This is a genomic window from Peribacillus sp. RS7 (assembly GCF_041956845.1).
Taxonomy (GTDB): Bacteria; Bacillota; Bacilli; order Bacillales; family DSM-1321; genus Peribacillus.
In genome coordinates this window covers 5,221,235-5,237,003 of record NZ_CP168135.1, presented here as the reverse complement: position 1 = coordinate 5,237,003, position 15,769 = coordinate 5,221,235, and the positions used below count along the sequence as shown (strand labels likewise).

Sequence of the window (15,769 nt, the reverse complement as noted above, 5' to 3'; positions counted from 1 at the left end):
TATTTGAAGCAGTGATAAATAGAGGCTCTAAGATATGACTATCATGCGTATTTCCGGGTGTTACGGTGTTACTATTGTCCCCAATTCAAATCCATTGCGGTATGCTGCTGCCGTATGAAACAAATGGGCAAACTGTTTTGTTCGTTCATCTTTCACATAGTAGCCACTCTCAGGATCAGTGGAATTTCTTTAATCTCCTTGGTTTCTTCCTTGATAAATTTATCTGGTGGAAAAGGCTTATTCCCACGTTTTCACGATCTTGATTTATTTCTTATTGAAGGCGTCCTTGATAGGCCCGTGTTAACTTTACGAACGCTTTTTTTTCAAATTTCGCTTATTCGCACTGGCTTTCACATGTGTGGAATCAACAATTACATGCAGACGCGATAGAAAATCTGTTCAAACAGGTCAGTATCTTTAAGGCGTCGCTCATAATTTTTACCGAAAAAACGTGGCGGTTCTTCAAAATTTCGTGGTATTAGTCACGAACAAGTTTGTGTTTTAATTGCCAGATACCGTCAAATAACTACTTATTCACGTGTTCTTGGTAGAGGGCATATTGTGAAAACCCAATTAGACAAAGCTATCGACTCTAAAATGATATCAGACAATAGGCTCTGCACAGATGCTTGAAGGGCTTTTTCTTCGTATGCAAAAAGCGAAAGATTGGAACATTACCACTTTATATCAGATGGTACAGAACGTGTTAAAAGACTGTACCACATCCAGAATGTGAATAACTATAACAGCCGTTAAAAGGCTGGATGCAACGATTCAATGGATATAGTGAAACATCGTAGTGATAATGTATTTATAAGTAAAATGATTGTAGATATCTGTTTGTTACCAATTAACGAAACTTACAGTCATTAGAACGTACAATATAGTAATGATGACCTAAAAAAAACAGGGAGGAAGAAAGTATGAATTTGACCCCAAAACAACGAACCTTGTTGCTATCATTAACCACTGAATGGCAGACACCGATTCAAATTGCTGGTCGTCTTCCGAAAGAATGGGGAAATCTATCCTGTATAAATCAGTCGCTTAAAGGTTTAATGCGTAAAGGATTGGTGCAAGCTAATCCAGTTATGTTCGGTCTGTTTCGATTAACCACGGATGGCACGACCATAATGGAGTTAGAATTGGATGAGAACTAATGAAATATAGGCAACGTACACAAGAGGATAAAATTCATTTTATTTGATTAGATGTTAGTTCAATGAAAAAACTGCTCCCATAAAGGGTAGTTTTTTCAATCACAATAAAAATTAACATAGCCTAAAACAAAAAAGACTGTAGGCAAAAGGAGTTCTATCTAACTGTTAAAACAAAGTTGATTGGAACGGAAGGTACGAGACTCTTGCGGAAAGCGAGTGCCTGAAGAGGGAATTAACGGTCAAATTTTAAGAACCAAAAAAATTGTAGATAAACTCAATTATTAACGAGTTTGTCTACAGTCTGAAAGCGCGTCCAATTACATCGAATCCGCTTTTCTTATATCCAATCCAAAACTTCAATCCAGTTGCAGAAAGGGTGGATACATAAAAGCGGTTCGCTTCAGGAAACCTTGCGTCTATCTAAAAGATAAATGATTATTTATTAAATGTGGTTTGAAGCCTAAAAGATTTTCAACTTCAAGCACTGGATGGGCATTTTTGCGCAGGGATGAATGTTACCTCAATTGATCGATCCGGATTCAAACCATACTCCCCATACATTTTAAGGCTGCAGGTTTCTATTTTAACATTAGAATCTTAGTGAAAAACTTCCTCAATGGGTCCATGTTATTTTTAGGAGAGGCTAATTGGAAATGGTGATTTAAAATACCCCCTCATTCCTTATAGATCCAATATTAAAACAAAAAATTAATAAGGGTGGCTTTATCTTTTTTTTACGGTCGATAAGTTTTGCTAATCTTAATATTGACTGGTTTATTAAAGCATGAATTTTTATGTTTATGGGTAAAGGCATATAAAAACTAACAAAAGGAGTGAATATGCATGCTGAAGAAAAACACCTTAAAAACGACAAAAAGGGATGATATGATTGATGTTACGACTGAAGTACAAGCATTCATCATGGAGAATGGGATTCAAGAGGGCATAGCCCTTATTTATTGTCCACACACGACTGCAGGGATAACGATTAATGAAAATGCAGATCCCGATGTAAAAAAAGATATGCTTAGAAGATTGGATGAGCAATACCCATGGAATCATACATTGGATTTACATATGGAAGGAAATACTGCTGCCCATTTAAAATCAAGTACGGTTGGTTCTTCACAACAGGTGATCATCCACAAAGGGAGCTTAATCCTTGGTACCTGGCAGGGAGTGTATTTTTGTGAATTCGATGGTCCTAGAGAAAGGCAATATTTTATTAAATTATGTGTCGATAGGTAAAAATGGCAGGTATAGCAACGATAAAATGGGAGGAAGCGGATTGGAAGATGTTTGGATTGAAGGAAGCAGAGTAATATTGAGGAATGTTAAACAAGCAGACTTAAAACGTTTATGGAGCCTGAAATATGGAGAAGTCAATCCAGAATGGAAAAAGTGGGATGCACCCTATTTTCCCCTTGAACTCATTGATTTCCATACGTATATCGATAAAGAAACGAAGCACCGAACCTATGATGAAAAGATGGGGGTTTATTCCGAACTATTAATGGAAAAAAACGATCAAATAATAGGTTCTGTTGTATATTACTGGGAACATGAACCATCACGTTGGCTGGAAATAGGGATTACGATTTTTGATCCCAAGTATTGGAATGGCGGTTATGGAACAGAAGCGATAATGATGTTCATAGGCTATTTATTCGAAAATCTGGAGATTGAACGGGTCGGACTGACGACTTGGTCAGGTAATGAACGTATGATGGCAGTTGGAGAAAAGGTAGGCATGCAAGTTGAAGGCAGGATGAGAAAATGCCGTTATTATGATGGTCATTATTATGATTCAATCAGAATGGGAATACTACGTGAAGAATGGGAATCTTTAAAATTTCGAAGTTAATTGACCCGTGAAAATTTTTCCTTTATTTCCTTGGAAAAAATTTAGCACTGTTTTCTCCTATATGGTCTGTTATCCTTGGAAGATGCTTAACGAGGAGGTTACAGGATGAAATTATCAGTATTAATAACCGTGATAATGACTCTAAGTGTCATCGTACTTGGGATAGCTTTTCCTAAGGGAACGACCAGTCTAGCTTCTGATGGAGCAACCAAACATGTCATTAAACAAGGTGAATCGATATGGGATGTTGCGAAGCAGTATGGTGTCCCAATCAAAAAGTTAAAAGAAGTCAATAATAATGTAAATAATGTTGCCGAGCCTGGTAAAACATTGATTATTCCACATGTAATGAATGAAAAAGATAAAGAATTATTAGCAAGGCTTGTGCATGCAGAAGCCAAAGGGGAGCCCTACAGAGGGAAGGTCGAGGTGGCAGGAGTAGTTTTGAATCGCCTTGATAGCAATGAATTCCCTGATACGGTCCGGGAAGTGATATATCAAAAAAATCAATTTTCGCCCGTTGGTGATGGCAGTATAAACAAAGCAGCCGGAAAAGATGCCAAAAAAGCTGTCAATGAAGCTTTGGCGATTCATGGCTACACAAATGATGCCTTATATTTTTGGAATCCTAGTATTTCGGACAGCGAATGGATGAAACAATTGGACGTAATCAAAATCATCGGCGGCCACCATTTTGCCATATAAACGACATGAATAGAACCGGCTCACCAACTAAGGGATGCCGGTTTTTTATGTATAAACTTTCCCTTAAACGATATCATCCCACATCTCACGGGGATTCAGTTCATAAATACTGTTTTCTCGGTACATGATGCTTCCGATAATCAGTTCACGTCTAATCGTTGCATAATCATCATGGAATGACTGGATGAATTCATTCAGTTCTTTTTCTGGATATTTTCGCCCTTTTTCCAAAAGTCCGGCAATATGATGAAGAACTATCAGTTTCTTTTTTCTCTGTGCTGGTATGGTTTTCAATCGGCCATTTTGTGTCAAGAAGTTTGCAAGGATCTTTTTGTGCTCCATAATCATTTTTTGATTTTCCATTTTATTGGATTCCCCCTTATTTGAAACCATTTTAGGTAATGCTGAAGAATAATGATCCAGGACATCTTCATTCAAAAAATAATATACCGTATTTTTCTCCCTTCGATCCTTCACTAAATTAATGTCCTTCAATTTCGTTAAATGGTGTGAAATGGTCGGTGCTGTCAATTTTAATATTCCTGCAAGTGCCTGTCCGTGTTTTGGACCGTTTGCCAGAATGGATATAATCCTGATCCTGGTCACATCACCAATCGTTTTGTGGAAAGCGACCAATTTTTCTAATTGCATTATTATCCCTCCTAGTTAGACCACTATCTAATTAGATAATAATCTAATTGGTGGATGATAATCAAGTTTATATTCACTTTTCTATATTGCTTTGAAGATTTGATGTATAATTTAGGTTAATGCTAAAAGTTTTTTATCTTAAGGAGCTGTAACATGGCTAATACACATGTTTATACAAAAAAAGAAGAAGTGGTCAATGCGATAACCCACGGTGTCGGTGTTTTGTTGAGTATCGCCGCTCTTGTGTTTTTAATAATCTTCTCAGTCCAAAAAGGTTCGCCTTGGCATGTAGTCATTTCAGTCATTTATGGCGTTTCCATGCTTCTTTTATATGTTTCATCCACTTTAGTGCATAGTTTTCCAGAAGGAAAAACGAAGGATATATTTGAAATCTTTGATCATTCAGCCATATATATATTCATTGCAGGAACATACACGCCCATCATGCTCCTGGTGATTCAAGGTTCACTAGGCTGGACACTCCTAGCAATTATTTGGGGAGTTGCAATCATTGGCGTCGTCTTCAAAGCTTTCTATGTGAAAAAGTTCCTATTCCTTTCGACGATCCTCTATATTGCGATGGGGTGGATGATCGTTATCGTATGGGGCCCGCTCTCGGCAACCATGCCCACAGCTGGTATCCATTTACTGATTGCAGGGGGCTTGCTTTATACGTTTGGAGCTATCTTTTATGTTTGGCGCGCTTTTCCGTTTCATCACGCCGTTTGGCATGTATTCGTGCTTGGGGGTTCTGTCACTCACTTTTTTGCTGTATTGTTTTATATCCTTCCACTATGATCAAATTTAACGATTCTTTAATTTGGTCGATCTTATGATATCTGAATGTTTCTTGAAGTTTTAAATGACCCCTTTTAGGAAATAAATAGGGTATACAAACTACGAAGGAGGAAAGATCAATGAAAAAATCAATCAAATTATTATCAGTACCGTTTGCCGCGATGCTTGTTTTGGCTGGCTGCGGGGAAGAAAACGATGAAGTGAAAAACCCGCCGGTTCAGGAAAATGAAAATCAAGCGGAAACAAATCCTGAAACAGGAACTGAAAATAATGAAAAACTGCCTTTCACTTATAAGGATTTTCAATTAGAAGTGGATTATAAGGGCAATGATAACGAATACGAAGCCGAATATGATACGATGGGAGCTCAAACAGAAGCTTCGATCGAGGACAAGCTAAACAAACATGAAGTTTATGGTGATGAAGCAATGAAAGAATTAACACCGATTTTAGAAAAGTTGACATTCACCAAAGATTCAACAGAGGAAGAAGTCATTCAAGAAGTGACAAAAGCTTTTGATTTGAAGGATGACTATCAAGAGTTCGATTTAGAGGTCGTTTTCGATGACGGTACGAAAAAAGAATATAAAGTGAATAATAAGTAACTGAATCATGTTACTATATTCTTTATTAAGGAATTAAATGGTGGCATATTCATGTGTGTCCTCAATAGTTGTCAAATTACTGTTACTATAGTAAAATGATTACGGTTAGCAAAGGGGATAATATACATTTGCTATTCATATTCGGACTTATGGGGATAGGACCGCAATAAATACTTGCAAAAAAGATTCTTTTTTAAGAGTCTTTTTTTTTGTGTGTGCAAGTGTTCGGGAAATTGAATTATGAGGAAAAAGTGAATAGACGAAAGAGAGGGTACCACAAGCAGTACCCTCTCTTTCATTTACCCATCATTGGGAAAGTGTTGTACTTTTCTTTGGCAGCATATTAGCCGATGCTAACCTTGAACGGATAGTAATGCCAAGCCAAGATGCAAGAAATGCCTTTAAAACGCCTACGATTATAAATGGAGCAAAACCGCTGGCAAATGCCACTGTCCATGATAATGAGCTCATATATTTTAACCAAACTGTACCGATAATCAAAGTAAGTATCATCCCGATAATATTTGCAATGAAAGCCATTGCAACTGAGAACCGCGTTTTTTCCAATATCAGACCGGTTATATATACTGTCGGGATATAGGATAATAAATAACCGCCAGTCGGACCGAATATCTTAGCAAGTCCTCCAGACATTTCAGCGAATACTGGTACTCCGGCAGCTCCTATGAACAAGTATAATAAAACGGAAGAGGTTCCATAACGTGAACCCAGTATAGTAGCTGCCAATCCAACAGCTAAAGTCTGTCCTGTAATCGGTACCAAGGGCAGTGGAATTGTAATTTGGGCTAGTATTCCTATAAGTGCTGCAAATAAAGCTGTAACCATCATCATCCTTAACTTCTCATGACGTTCCTTCATCGTGTTTCCTCCTAATGTAAACCTAGTTATCGAACGAGTTAACATATAAAGAATTCTAATATGTTAAGTAAACACTGTCAATAAATATTATGAATTTTATTTTAATATTGGTCTTAATATGACCAGATTTGTAAAAAAAGAAAGAAAAATGGATGACAGTTTCAAAAGTTGGTAAAAAGATGAAACTTTTTGAATGTGTCATTCGTATGAATGGTAAGTAGAGTAAATGGAGGGGATTATAACCATATATTATCAATGTTGGTAAAACGCTTATCCTAGGTCCTTAAAGTAGTAAGCGGCTAGGAAAAATCGAATTTAAAGGATGAAAGAGATGGAGTTATTTGGGGTTCCATTAGAAACAGTCTATTTATATGGATTAATTATATTCGGAGGGCTAACATTCTTATTTATCTTGTTTAATGATATTTTTTCCGGCCTTGAATTACCGGATATATTTAATCCAACTCTCATTTTTAGCTTTTTGACCGTGTTTTTTGCGAGTGGGTTTTTGCTTGAATCGCTTTCAGGACTTAATGCTGGATTGAGTGCAGGCATTTCCCTGCTCATTTCATTTACCATCGTCACTTTACTGAATGTATTTGTTTTGATTCCCATCTCATCAGCGGAAGAAAGTTTAACATTCCATGAGAATGACCTGAGAGGGAGGGTTGGTAGGGTTCTGACATCAATCCCGGTTGACGGGTTTGGTGAAGTCCTTATTGAAAGCATCAGTGGCAGCATTGCGAAAACTGCGGCGAGTTATAAGAATGAAGGAATTGTTTCTGATACAAAGGTCTTGATCATTGAAGTTAAAAACGGGGTTGTCTATGTTTTGCCCCATCAGGATTAAAAAAGGGTAGGAGGAAAATTATGTTTAATTTGATTTGGGTTGTTGTCGCCATTGTTGCATTTTTACTTATCGCACTTATCGCTGTCTTTGTTACGAAATACCGAACGGCTGGTCCTGATGAAGCATTGATTGTGACCGGAAGCTACTTAGGCAGCAAAAATGTTCACATCGATGAATCAGGAAATAAAATTAAAATCGTCCGCGGCGGAGGTGCTTTCGTACTGCCGGTGTTCCAGCAAGCGGAACCATTGAGCTTGCTGTCAAGCAAACTAGAGGTCTCGACTCCTGAAGTATATACAGAACAGGGTGTTCCTGTCATGGCCGATGGTGTGTCGATAATCAAGATTGGCAGTTCGATCACCGATATCGCCACAGCCGCAGAACAATTCCTTGGTAAATCAAAAGATGACCGTGAGCAGGAAGCACGGGAAGTCTTAGAGGGTTGTATAGGTTTTAATGGGAGAAATAAGTATATAAGTAAATAAAACATACTTAGACCTTTATTTAAAGGCTTTTTTTTATGCCCATATATAAAATATATGGGAGAAATAGAGTATTATTAATTAATGGAGGACAAAGCCTCGTAGCGAGGTAGCGTATCCGCAGAACGAAGTTCGAGGACCTAAAAACAAATAAAAACAATATAAGAGGGAGATATAATAGGTATACAATATTATCTACAAAAATAAAACAGATAAACATTAGCACATCTATAATAAATAATGGCTATGTTAACAGTAATGGTTGATTTATAAAGTAGACAAGATATAATCTCAAAAGATGATGGTTATATATAAATATTTGTTTAGTGCAGTGATATTGTGAAGTTTTCCACTTAATCTAATGGAGAAGGTTAGTTCATTAAAGTTATGGAATGGTTTGTTACTAGTAAATTTACTCCCCCCGAATAATTCAACGCTATGCACTTATTTATTGAAAGATTAAGCTTCTTTCTTAATACTTTTAATGCTCTATGGTAATCAACCTCAATCCCTCCGAAAACAGCCTTATAAACTATTGGATATATCCAATAGTTATATCCAATAGTTTAAATTAAGGGTTGATTACCAGGAAATTATATCGAGCAATAGAATTATCGAACATAATGGTGAAATTGCTTATTGGATTGGAGAGAAATTTTGGGAGAGGGGTATGCCCAATTTTTTATGTTATTTTGGTATATAAAATTTCATAAACCCAGTCAAATCAATAAAAAAGCAGAGCTAATTCATATGTGAATTAATCTGCTATATTAGTTGCTTTTATGATATTTATAGCTGCGGGTACTTCGAAAGAGAACAGCTTAGTATTAAAGGCTGGTATTTTTTTTGCCTATTAAATTTTGATTAATCACCTCTTATATTAAGCGTGCCTTTTAGAGAATCTCCAGGGGAAAAGCTGTCCAACACTTTGTAAAATAAAACGAATCTAATTAGACTAATGGTAACTTTTTTAGTAATGGATGTACTTTGACTAATATAAATGCATATCGGGTAAATAAAATATCTACCATTTCCTTTTCAACTACATTTCCTGTAGGATGTCCGGAATCATTTCGTAATTGCCTTATAATATCAAAGAATCCATCAAGATGTAATTTAGGATTTTCAATTCCTAACTGTTCAAATAAAGACTTTTTACTTTCTGCTATGTTTATAAAATAATTTAATCTCACGGATGCTTTATTGGCATTAACCATTTTTTCAGCATTAATTATTTCCGTAGGAGTGCCGTGATTTTTTATATACGAAAGGTAAGCTTTTGAAAAATTAAATATAAAATGTTCCGCTGCACACCCCAACATTGTTGTTGCAGCAAGAAATTTATTTATCGAGGCACAGTCACATGCTTCTATGATATACATTTGTTCAATAGCATGTACAGTTTCAGTTTTTTTTGCAAGCTCCTTCAAAGAGTCATAGTCACCTTTAATGGAAATTGTCTTTTTTTGTTTAGTAGTAGATAGTAGAATTTCACAAGTTCTTAAACTTATTCTGGTCCCAAAACTTAATAAGATATCATTGATTGCATTTCTTATTTTTCCTTTATTCTGCTTTAAGTGTGTAAAATCATTGATTGTACTCGGTTTAAAAGTAACATTAATAACTTGTGAGCCAATTCCATCTTCTATTTCTTCTATTTCAAATACTGATTCCTTTAATGAATTAACAAGAAATGTTTCTTTATATAATGCTTCACATAGTAACTCTTCTAATCTTTGACTGGTAATTGATTCTGTCATCCTGATACCAACTTTCATTTTTAAATTATTCCTGCATTTGAATTTTTTAACACTATTATATTTTATAATATTTAAACCTAATTATTAAGAGAAAAATTAATCTCCACTTTTATATAAAGCTTTCCCTCCCAGAATGTAGAAAAAGGATTAAAGTGGAACAATGTATCATTGAGTAAAAGAGTTAGGTAATCAGGGAGTGAATATTCAATAACAAATTTCTCTAATTATTCAATTTAATTCGAAGATGGAGTTTTGTTTAGAAAAAAAGAATTAATCCAAAACATTTGAAAATATATGTTGCAATTATCTCTGAAGCCTTGTTTAGTCTTACTATTTCCTCTGGGCCTTTGATTTTTTTTACATATATTTGTATTATTTTTTAAAAATGGAAGTTAAACCAAAATATGATATAATCGTTACATTAATCAAAAAGGGTGTTGTTTAAATGGAATTTTCTAAAGAAGTAATATTATCTATTATTGGTCTAATCTCAGCTGCGACAATTTCAATCACCGTTTTAATTAAAAATAATAAGAAAGTTAATAAAACGACAACTAAAACAACAATCAAGCAAAAAGGAGATAATCCTCAAGCTTATGTTAATTCACAAGTGAATAATTCCAAGAAGGTTGGAAAATAAATGGTGGATAAAAAAGTCATTAAACAAAACGGTGAAAATCCTATTGCCATGATTGATTCAAATATTTTTATCAAATTTGATACAGATGGTAAAAGTTTAGAAGAGATGAAGCATTTGAATAAGGATGTTAGAAAAGATTTACAAGACACCAAGCAAAAAATTGGTAGTTTAAAGGGGTATTTGACAAATATCATTAATAAAGGTTTTGAAAAAATTCGTGGAAATATTGGTTATGATTTTGCATTAAATATGAATTCTCTACAAAGAGGAGGAAGCTTCGCCCCTCCTCTTTCCTATATTGTACTCGAAAGAACTTCTTCTCTTTCTACTCATGTCCCATATATACACAATTTGAATTGGTTACATATTTATGGAGATGTACTTACAGGGAAAACTCATTATTTACATCTATTAGCTAAAGAAATAAATCATGAGGAAACATTTTGGATAAAATGTAAGAACCTAAATAGTGAACAAGCAGTGATGACAATTAAAGTTACATTATCTGAGATTACCAGAATTCAAAACACAACTGATAAAGAATGGTTCGATAAAGTTGCTGAAAAATTAGGGTATGGAACCGTGATTATATTAGATGATTTACCTTCCTTTAATAATAATGATATCTTATATGATAATTTAGCTCATATCTACTCAGCGTTTAGAAAACACGGTGTAAAAATAATTTCTTCTGGTTCAATAAGCTTAAATCAACGCTTAATTAAAAATTTTAATAAAGAAATAGCTACTGTCCAAGTTCCACTTTTTACGAGTGAAGATATAGTTGAACTAATTCATATAAAAAATGATAAGATAGAAAATGCTCAAAACCTTGCCTTTTGGATAGGAGCTGTTACAAAATATAACCCGGCATTGGTAGTGGCTTGTGTGGAGTATATCGAATCTAAAAATTGGGATATTACTACTGAGGTATATAATAATATTCAAGAAGGTTTTTATTCCTTAGAACTTAGTAGGGAAGTTAGGGACCTACTATTAAATGACATTGATGATATAGATACCAAGGAATTACTGTATAGATTGTCGCTAATAAATAATGATTTTGATAATAGGTATGTTGATAGTATTTCTGAAATAACACCACAAGTAATTCATCCTTATGACAAACTACATATCTTAGAGGGATATTGGTTACAAAGAACAAACTTAGGTTATAGAGTATCCCCTTTTGTTGATAAAATAGGTGCATCTAATTTACCTTCTAATATAATAAAAGAAATACATTCACGGATAGCACAAATTCTAAAGCAAGCTAAGATATTATCTCCTTTAGAATTTGTTAATATGTTTTCCCAATTAATAAAAGCCGAAGAATTCAATAATGCAGCCTATTCTCTTTACCTAGCTCTCACTGAGTTAAACAAATCTGACCTAGAAAAGGACTATTGGGGAATTAGTTCTATTTGGTATGATTCTCCTTTCCCGGATAAGATAGGCGTGGAGATACGGTTACTCATTAGGGCTAAACAAATAATTACTTGTTTAAAATTTGGTAAGGAAGTAACTTATCTGTTAAAAGATTTAGATAATTTTGATGAAGATAATCAGTTTATAGGTGCTATCTATTTAATGTTATCTATTGAGTTATTAGAATACAATTTAGATTTATCGCTCAAATACCTTGAAAGATTTTATTCTCTTACTAATGAAACAATTATAAGTGAACACTTTAAGGAGAACATTGAACAGCTAATATGGTTTTATCCACTAAAGCTTGATGGAGATTTTGAAATAACTAATAGGTTATTAAATATTATTGACAATATGTCTGAGGAACAGCTAAAGAATTTATTCTTAAGCGAGATGAGCTACGATAGCGCAAGGCTATTAGTTGATAAAATTTGGATAAATGAATGCCGATTAGATGAGCATTTAAGAAAATGGGACAGATGCATCCAATTATTTAATAAAATTAAAGATATTGGGGAAAAGAAAAGAAATCCTATTTTGTATGCCTGCGCAGTAAGAGCATTAATAATAGTTACATTTGAATATCAAAATAAAGAAGAAGTAGCACTAAGTCTGTATGAAGATGCATTGTCTTTTGACAATAGCAGTGATTCTTTATTTTTGTTACATGCAATTATGGGAAAGCAATATATTTATAAAAAGAAATATGAAGAGGCAACAAGTTATCTTTTATCAGCGCTTAAACTTAATTCAACAAATTATCCCTTTGAGGTAATGGATACGTCATTTTATGTCGCAAAATGTTTTGAGAATATTGACCCACCGGCGGTCATAAGGTACCTTAAAAGAGCAATTGAGATTAACTGTAAACAAGAAATCCAAAATGAATTAATAAATGTTAAGTTATTGGGTGAAATTGGAATCCATTATTTCAACGAAACTATGTTTTTTGAATCCTATAATTATTTTAGAAAAGCCATTTTTGCACTTAGAAAAATAGAAGATAAAAACGACGACTGGAAAAGCTTGGTAGTGGTGTATGGTCATGTACTAGGTTATATCTATATTCTTTTAGGTACTGGCTCACCCCCAACAGTTTTTCATGATGGTGAACCATATGCAAAACCCTCATTGGGCTTCTTTTGGATAGATAACGAAAAACGTCATCAATTTTATAATTATCAACGTGAAATACATCTTAATACAGCAATGGGGCTCTTTGCCGGTGATGTGAAAAAATACGATGATGCTTTTTATTGGTTAAACTTAACGGAGCAAGAAATAAAGTGTAGTAATAATCTAAATATAATTGACATTTTTAACACAAAGGAAATAGTGCCATATTTGATTCTTAAAAATGATTTAAATGAAGCAATAAATAGGGGAATAGAATTTTCCATTTTCATAGAAGCAAGTAAATTCAGAACGACACAGGAAAAAGTTGTTTTAGAAACTAGTGATATAGATAATGTTATAAATAATTCAGATAAACTTTATAAAGCAATTGAGCTTTCATTTGTGTATGTTTTTATTCCGGTAATGTTCTCCCTATCTGAACTAAAGATTAAAGATAAAGAAGATATTCAGGATATTGTTCAAAGTGTTGTTAAGAATTTAGAAGTTATAAAAAAGAAATATGGAGACTGTGGAACATTTGACACTCTAATAAAAATATTTACAATGACCTTTTTAGAAAATCATGACCAAAAGGAATATCTAAATGATTCTAATGAATACTCAGATTATGAAAAGTTAATGTTATATGTAGCAATATCGTTAGTCTCAACTAAAAGAGATGCACTAGAGGCACATCTTACTATTGTCCAGTATTTGTATACATTGTTTAAAGGAGAGAAAATTATTTTCTTAAAAATCGTAACTACGTTTTTCAAATCTTTTTGGATGTATAGTTATATTAGTAATAGATTTGACTTCCAAAATACTGATATTATTGATGCTAACTTAGATGGCATACTTAAAGGTAATGATATTAATACGTTAAAACAGTTATTAAATTTAATGAATTTAGGCTTTGAGGTACCTATTTCTCAAAATGTATTAGATTTTCTAAAATCATAAAAAATAAAGATAATTGTATATTATTATGACTGAGAATATTGTCTAAGTAGTTGCGTTACTGAGGCAAAAAGTAAAATAACAGTATGAGAAGCTGATATATCGCAATGTTTCCAAGTTCATATAGATAATTTTTATGTCATAATTGTAAAATACTAAAATTCCAAGAATAGGGTGTACACAAATCTCTGTATTTAGGAAAAAATATCGTGGAAATAATGGAGAAGCCTGTGGTTGAAGTTTTTGAAAAGCATACAATTGGACTTTAGGTGTCTGTCATTAGAGCAGCCACTGAACAAGTTATCTGGTGGTGAATGCCATAAGCTTTAAGCTAGGAATAAAAACATGAAGGGCAATATATATATATTTACATATATAGTTGTACCGACCACTAGAATGCGTATGTTATGTCAGATGTCTCAAAATTCTGCTTATTATCAATATATAAGTGGAAAGGGGTAATTGGATAATTGATTTGAGTCTAGATAGTGGTACTGGAGGTAGCGAAATTTTATACGAAGGTCTGAATTATGAGCGTTCGGTTACATCGTAATATATATAAGAGGTATTAGTGAAGAATGTATCTTGTCAGTAAAATGTTCTTTTTCTTACCAAGTAAGATAAGTGGAAAAAAGTTTGTAAAACGGCTTGAACTCTAAAGAGCTTAAGCCGTTTAATCGTTTTCGAATATAAAGCAATAAAAAACACCTATAATAGCAACCAATTCTTTGCTGATTGGTTGCTATTATAGGTGTTTTTATACATGTGGATACTCCAAAAGAGAAATGTTTAGGACTTTAATCAGTCCTTTTTTATTATCCAAAAAAACATTTATCCTTTAACAGTTCCTGGATTTAATAACTTTGTCCATTCAGTTGCAATGAAATTTTCGGCACTATTTACCATCATTAAAATATTCAGATGTAGAAAAAATAAAAGGATTAGATGTGTTTTTTCCTGGGACTTCTATAATTGAAGCAAAGAACTTTAGTTCACTTTCTCTAATAAAACCCAGATACTCTGTTTCATTAATGTATTCTTATAAAAAAATATAAGGTTTTTCATGCATTTCAAAAACCTCCATTTTCTCTTTTATATTAGCTAATTCTATAAAAGTATTGTCAAATCCTCTCTAAGGAGATGAATTCAAAAGTAAAAATAGTACAATACATATTATCCTTGCGAAAACATTAATAAATAATTTTTTTAAAAAATAACTTGGGTTTTTCATGACTCTTCACCATTTGTTTTCGTCTTAATGAATAGAGTATTAATTATTTTTTGTAGGTCATTAACTGTTTCTTTATATTCAGTCCATCCAATACCTCTTTTTTTAACATCCTCAAATGAACGATTTATGTGGGTATTTCTTTTTAGAAGAATTCTTAGTCGCTGCTCTTCTAAATATACCTTTAACTTATCATTGTAAAATTCCTCAAAAGTAAATGAGGAAGTATTGGAATAAAAATAAATTTTCTCTAATATCTTAACATTTGATAAATCAACGACTAACCCCCAATTCATCACGTCATTTAAATTACTTATCGAAGTCCCAAATAGTAGGGTTGAGTCGTCAAAATTAACCGCAGAATGAACATTATGCTTTAACTTAAGACTTTCAGGAGAAGTTACAAGCTGACCAACCTCAATTTCAAGGGCTTCAGCTATATTTAATATTAGCTTAAAAGTTGCGTCCCTCTTGTCATTCTCTATAAGACTAATACTAGCTGGGCTTGCCTTACTTAGAGTGGCTAGTTCATTGATAGTTAATTTCTTTAATTTACGGTACTTCTTTATATTTTTCCCTAGATAACTCATTTAAACATCCCTTTAACTAAATTATTTTCCCTCAGTATATAACTTACTTT

Annotated in this window: 13 protein-coding genes and 3 pseudogenes; 11 read left to right on the top strand and 5 right to left on the bottom strand. The window is 33.5% G+C overall.

Annotation, left to right across the window (positions count from 1 at the left end; translation table 11 throughout):
- Positions 1 to 19: 19 nt before the first annotated feature.
- A pseudogene (locus ACDZ29_RS25915) lies at positions 20 to 461 on the bottom strand (IS5/IS1182 family transposase); the annotation flags it as partial.
- Between ACDZ29_RS25915 and ACDZ29_RS25910 the strand changes: the two are divergent.
- From ACDZ29_RS25910 to ACDZ29_RS25890, 5 genes and pseudogenes are all read left to right on the top strand, one after another.
- Positions 442 to 873: pseudogene (locus tag ACDZ29_RS25910) on the top strand (IS1595 family transposase); the annotation flags it as partial. The pseudogenes ACDZ29_RS25915 and ACDZ29_RS25910 overlap by 20 nt on opposite strands.
- Positions 874 to 923: 50 nt before the next feature.
- Positions 924 to 1,160 (top strand): hypothetical protein, encoded by a 237-nt coding sequence (locus tag ACDZ29_RS25905; RefSeq protein ID WP_375089169.1) that lies wholly within the window; start codon positions 924 to 926, stop codon positions 1,158 to 1,160.
- A gap of 843 nt (positions 1,161 to 2,003) precedes the next feature.
- Positions 2,004 to 2,408 (top strand): secondary thiamine-phosphate synthase enzyme YjbQ, encoded by a 405-nt coding sequence (locus ACDZ29_RS25900; protein WP_289316099.1) that lies wholly within the window; start codon positions 2,004 to 2,006, stop codon positions 2,406 to 2,408.
- A gap of 40 nt (positions 2,409 to 2,448) precedes the next feature.
- Positions 2,449 to 3,024, top strand: coding sequence for a GNAT family N-acetyltransferase (locus ACDZ29_RS25895; protein ID WP_289327330.1), 576 nt, complete (start codon positions 2,449 to 2,451; stop codon positions 3,022 to 3,024).
- Positions 3,025 to 3,129: 105 nt separating this feature from the next.
- A complete protein-coding gene (locus tag ACDZ29_RS25890; RefSeq protein ID WP_289325364.1) occupies positions 3,130 to 3,729 on the top strand; it encodes a cell wall hydrolase in 600 nt (199 codons plus the stop codon).
- A gap of 63 nt (positions 3,730 to 3,792) precedes the next feature.
- Here ACDZ29_RS25890 and ACDZ29_RS25885 read toward each other — a convergent pair whose 3' ends face one another.
- Positions 3,793 to 4,380 carry a metalloregulator ArsR/SmtB family transcription factor gene (locus ACDZ29_RS25885; RefSeq protein ID WP_289325363.1) on the bottom strand — a complete coding sequence of 196 codons (588 nt, stop codon included), beginning with the start codon at positions 4,378 to 4,380 and terminating at the stop codon, positions 3,793 to 3,795.
- Positions 4,381 to 4,533: 153 nt separating this feature from the next.
- Here ACDZ29_RS25885 and ACDZ29_RS25880 point away from each other — a divergent pair, with 153 nt between their 5' ends.
- The gene (locus ACDZ29_RS25880; protein ID WP_289325362.1) at positions 4,534 to 5,178 is read left to right on the top strand and encodes a hemolysin III family protein; all 645 of its coding nucleotides are present in this window, start codon (positions 4,534 to 4,536) and stop codon (positions 5,176 to 5,178) included.
- A gap of 119 nt (positions 5,179 to 5,297) precedes the next feature.
- Positions 5,298 to 5,783 (top strand): YusW family protein, encoded by a 486-nt coding sequence (locus ACDZ29_RS25875; protein WP_370015353.1) that lies wholly within the window; start codon positions 5,298 to 5,300, stop codon positions 5,781 to 5,783.
- 306 nt (positions 5,784 to 6,089) lie between these two features.
- On the opposite strand, the gene ACDZ29_RS25870 is transcribed toward ACDZ29_RS25875, so the two are convergent.
- Entirely contained in the window at positions 6,090 to 6,662 is a 573-nt protein-coding gene (locus ACDZ29_RS25870; RefSeq protein ID WP_289325360.1) for a biotin transporter BioY, read from the bottom strand.
- A 331-nt stretch (positions 6,663 to 6,993) separates the two neighbouring features.
- Here ACDZ29_RS25870 and ACDZ29_RS25865 point away from each other — a divergent pair, with 331 nt between their 5' ends.
- Together ACDZ29_RS25865 and ACDZ29_RS25860 are read left to right on the top strand one after the other, a co-directional pair.
- Entirely contained in the window at positions 6,994 to 7,512 is a 519-nt protein-coding gene (locus ACDZ29_RS25865; protein WP_289316106.1) for a hypothetical protein, read from the top strand.
- A gap of 20 nt (positions 7,513 to 7,532) precedes the next feature.
- Positions 7,533 to 7,955: pseudogene (locus tag ACDZ29_RS25860) on the top strand (SPFH domain-containing protein); the annotation flags it as partial.
- A gap of 989 nt (positions 7,956 to 8,944) precedes the next feature.
- Here ACDZ29_RS25860 and ACDZ29_RS25855 read toward each other — a convergent pair.
- Positions 8,945 to 9,772 (bottom strand): hypothetical protein, encoded by an 828-nt coding sequence (locus ACDZ29_RS25855; RefSeq protein WP_375089168.1) that lies wholly within the window; start codon positions 9,770 to 9,772, stop codon positions 8,945 to 8,947.
- A gap of 427 nt (positions 9,773 to 10,199) precedes the next feature.
- Here ACDZ29_RS25855 and ACDZ29_RS25850 point away from each other — a divergent pair, with 427 nt between their 5' ends.
- Positions 10,200 to 10,394: a hypothetical protein gene (locus tag ACDZ29_RS25850; protein ID WP_375089167.1), complete on the top strand. Its 195-nt coding sequence runs from the start codon at positions 10,200 to 10,202 to the stop codon at positions 10,392 to 10,394.
- Complete coding sequence (locus ACDZ29_RS25845; protein WP_375089165.1) at positions 10,395 to 13,904, top strand: hypothetical protein; 3,510 nt, start codon at positions 10,395 to 10,397, stop codon at positions 13,902 to 13,904. It abuts the gene before it with no gap.
- A 1,224-nt stretch (positions 13,905 to 15,128) separates the two neighbouring features.
- On the opposite strand, the gene ACDZ29_RS25840 is transcribed toward ACDZ29_RS25845, so the two are convergent.
- Positions 15,129 to 15,719, bottom strand: coding sequence for a helix-turn-helix domain-containing protein (locus tag ACDZ29_RS25840; RefSeq protein WP_375089163.1), 591 nt, complete (start codon positions 15,717 to 15,719; stop codon positions 15,129 to 15,131).
- Between the last annotated feature and the right edge of the window lie 50 nt (positions 15,720 to 15,769).

Excerpts from the sequence above, each read along its gene's own strand:
- ACDZ29_RS25905 (WP_375089169.1), top strand. The coding sequence starts at position 924 with ATGAATTTGACCCCAAAACAACGAACCTTGTTGCTATCATTAACCACT.
- ACDZ29_RS25900 (WP_289316099.1), top strand. The coding sequence starts at position 2,004 with ATGCTGAAGAAAAACACCTTAAAAACGACAAAAAGGGATGATATGATT.
- ACDZ29_RS25890 (WP_289325364.1), top strand. The coding sequence starts at position 3,130 with ATGAAATTATCAGTATTAATAACCGTGATAATGACTCTAAGTGTCATC.
- ACDZ29_RS25885 (WP_289325363.1), bottom strand. The coding sequence starts at position 4,380 with ATGCAATTAGAAAAATTGGTCGCTTTCCACAAAACGATTGGTGATGTG.
- ACDZ29_RS25880 (WP_289325362.1), top strand. The coding sequence starts at position 4,534 with ATGGCTAATACACATGTTTATACAAAAAAAGAAGAAGTGGTCAATGCG.
- ACDZ29_RS25875 (WP_370015353.1), top strand. The coding sequence starts at position 5,298 with ATGAAAAAATCAATCAAATTATTATCAGTACCGTTTGCCGCGATGCTT.
- ACDZ29_RS25870 (WP_289325360.1), bottom strand. The coding sequence starts at position 6,662 with ATGAAGGAACGTCATGAGAAGTTAAGGATGATGATGGTTACAGCTTTA.
- ACDZ29_RS25865 (WP_289316106.1), top strand. The coding sequence starts at position 6,994 with ATGGAGTTATTTGGGGTTCCATTAGAAACAGTCTATTTATATGGATTA.
- ACDZ29_RS25855 (WP_375089168.1), bottom strand. The coding sequence starts at position 9,772 with ATGAAAGTTGGTATCAGGATGACAGAATCAATTACCAGTCAAAGATTA.
- ACDZ29_RS25850 (WP_375089167.1), top strand. The coding sequence starts at position 10,200 with ATGGAATTTTCTAAAGAAGTAATATTATCTATTATTGGTCTAATCTCA.
- ACDZ29_RS25845 (WP_375089165.1), top strand. The coding sequence starts at position 10,395 with ATGGTGGATAAAAAAGTCATTAAACAAAACGGTGAAAATCCTATTGCC.
- ACDZ29_RS25840 (WP_375089163.1), bottom strand. The coding sequence starts at position 15,719 with ATGAGTTATCTAGGGAAAAATATAAAGAAGTACCGTAAATTAAAGAAA.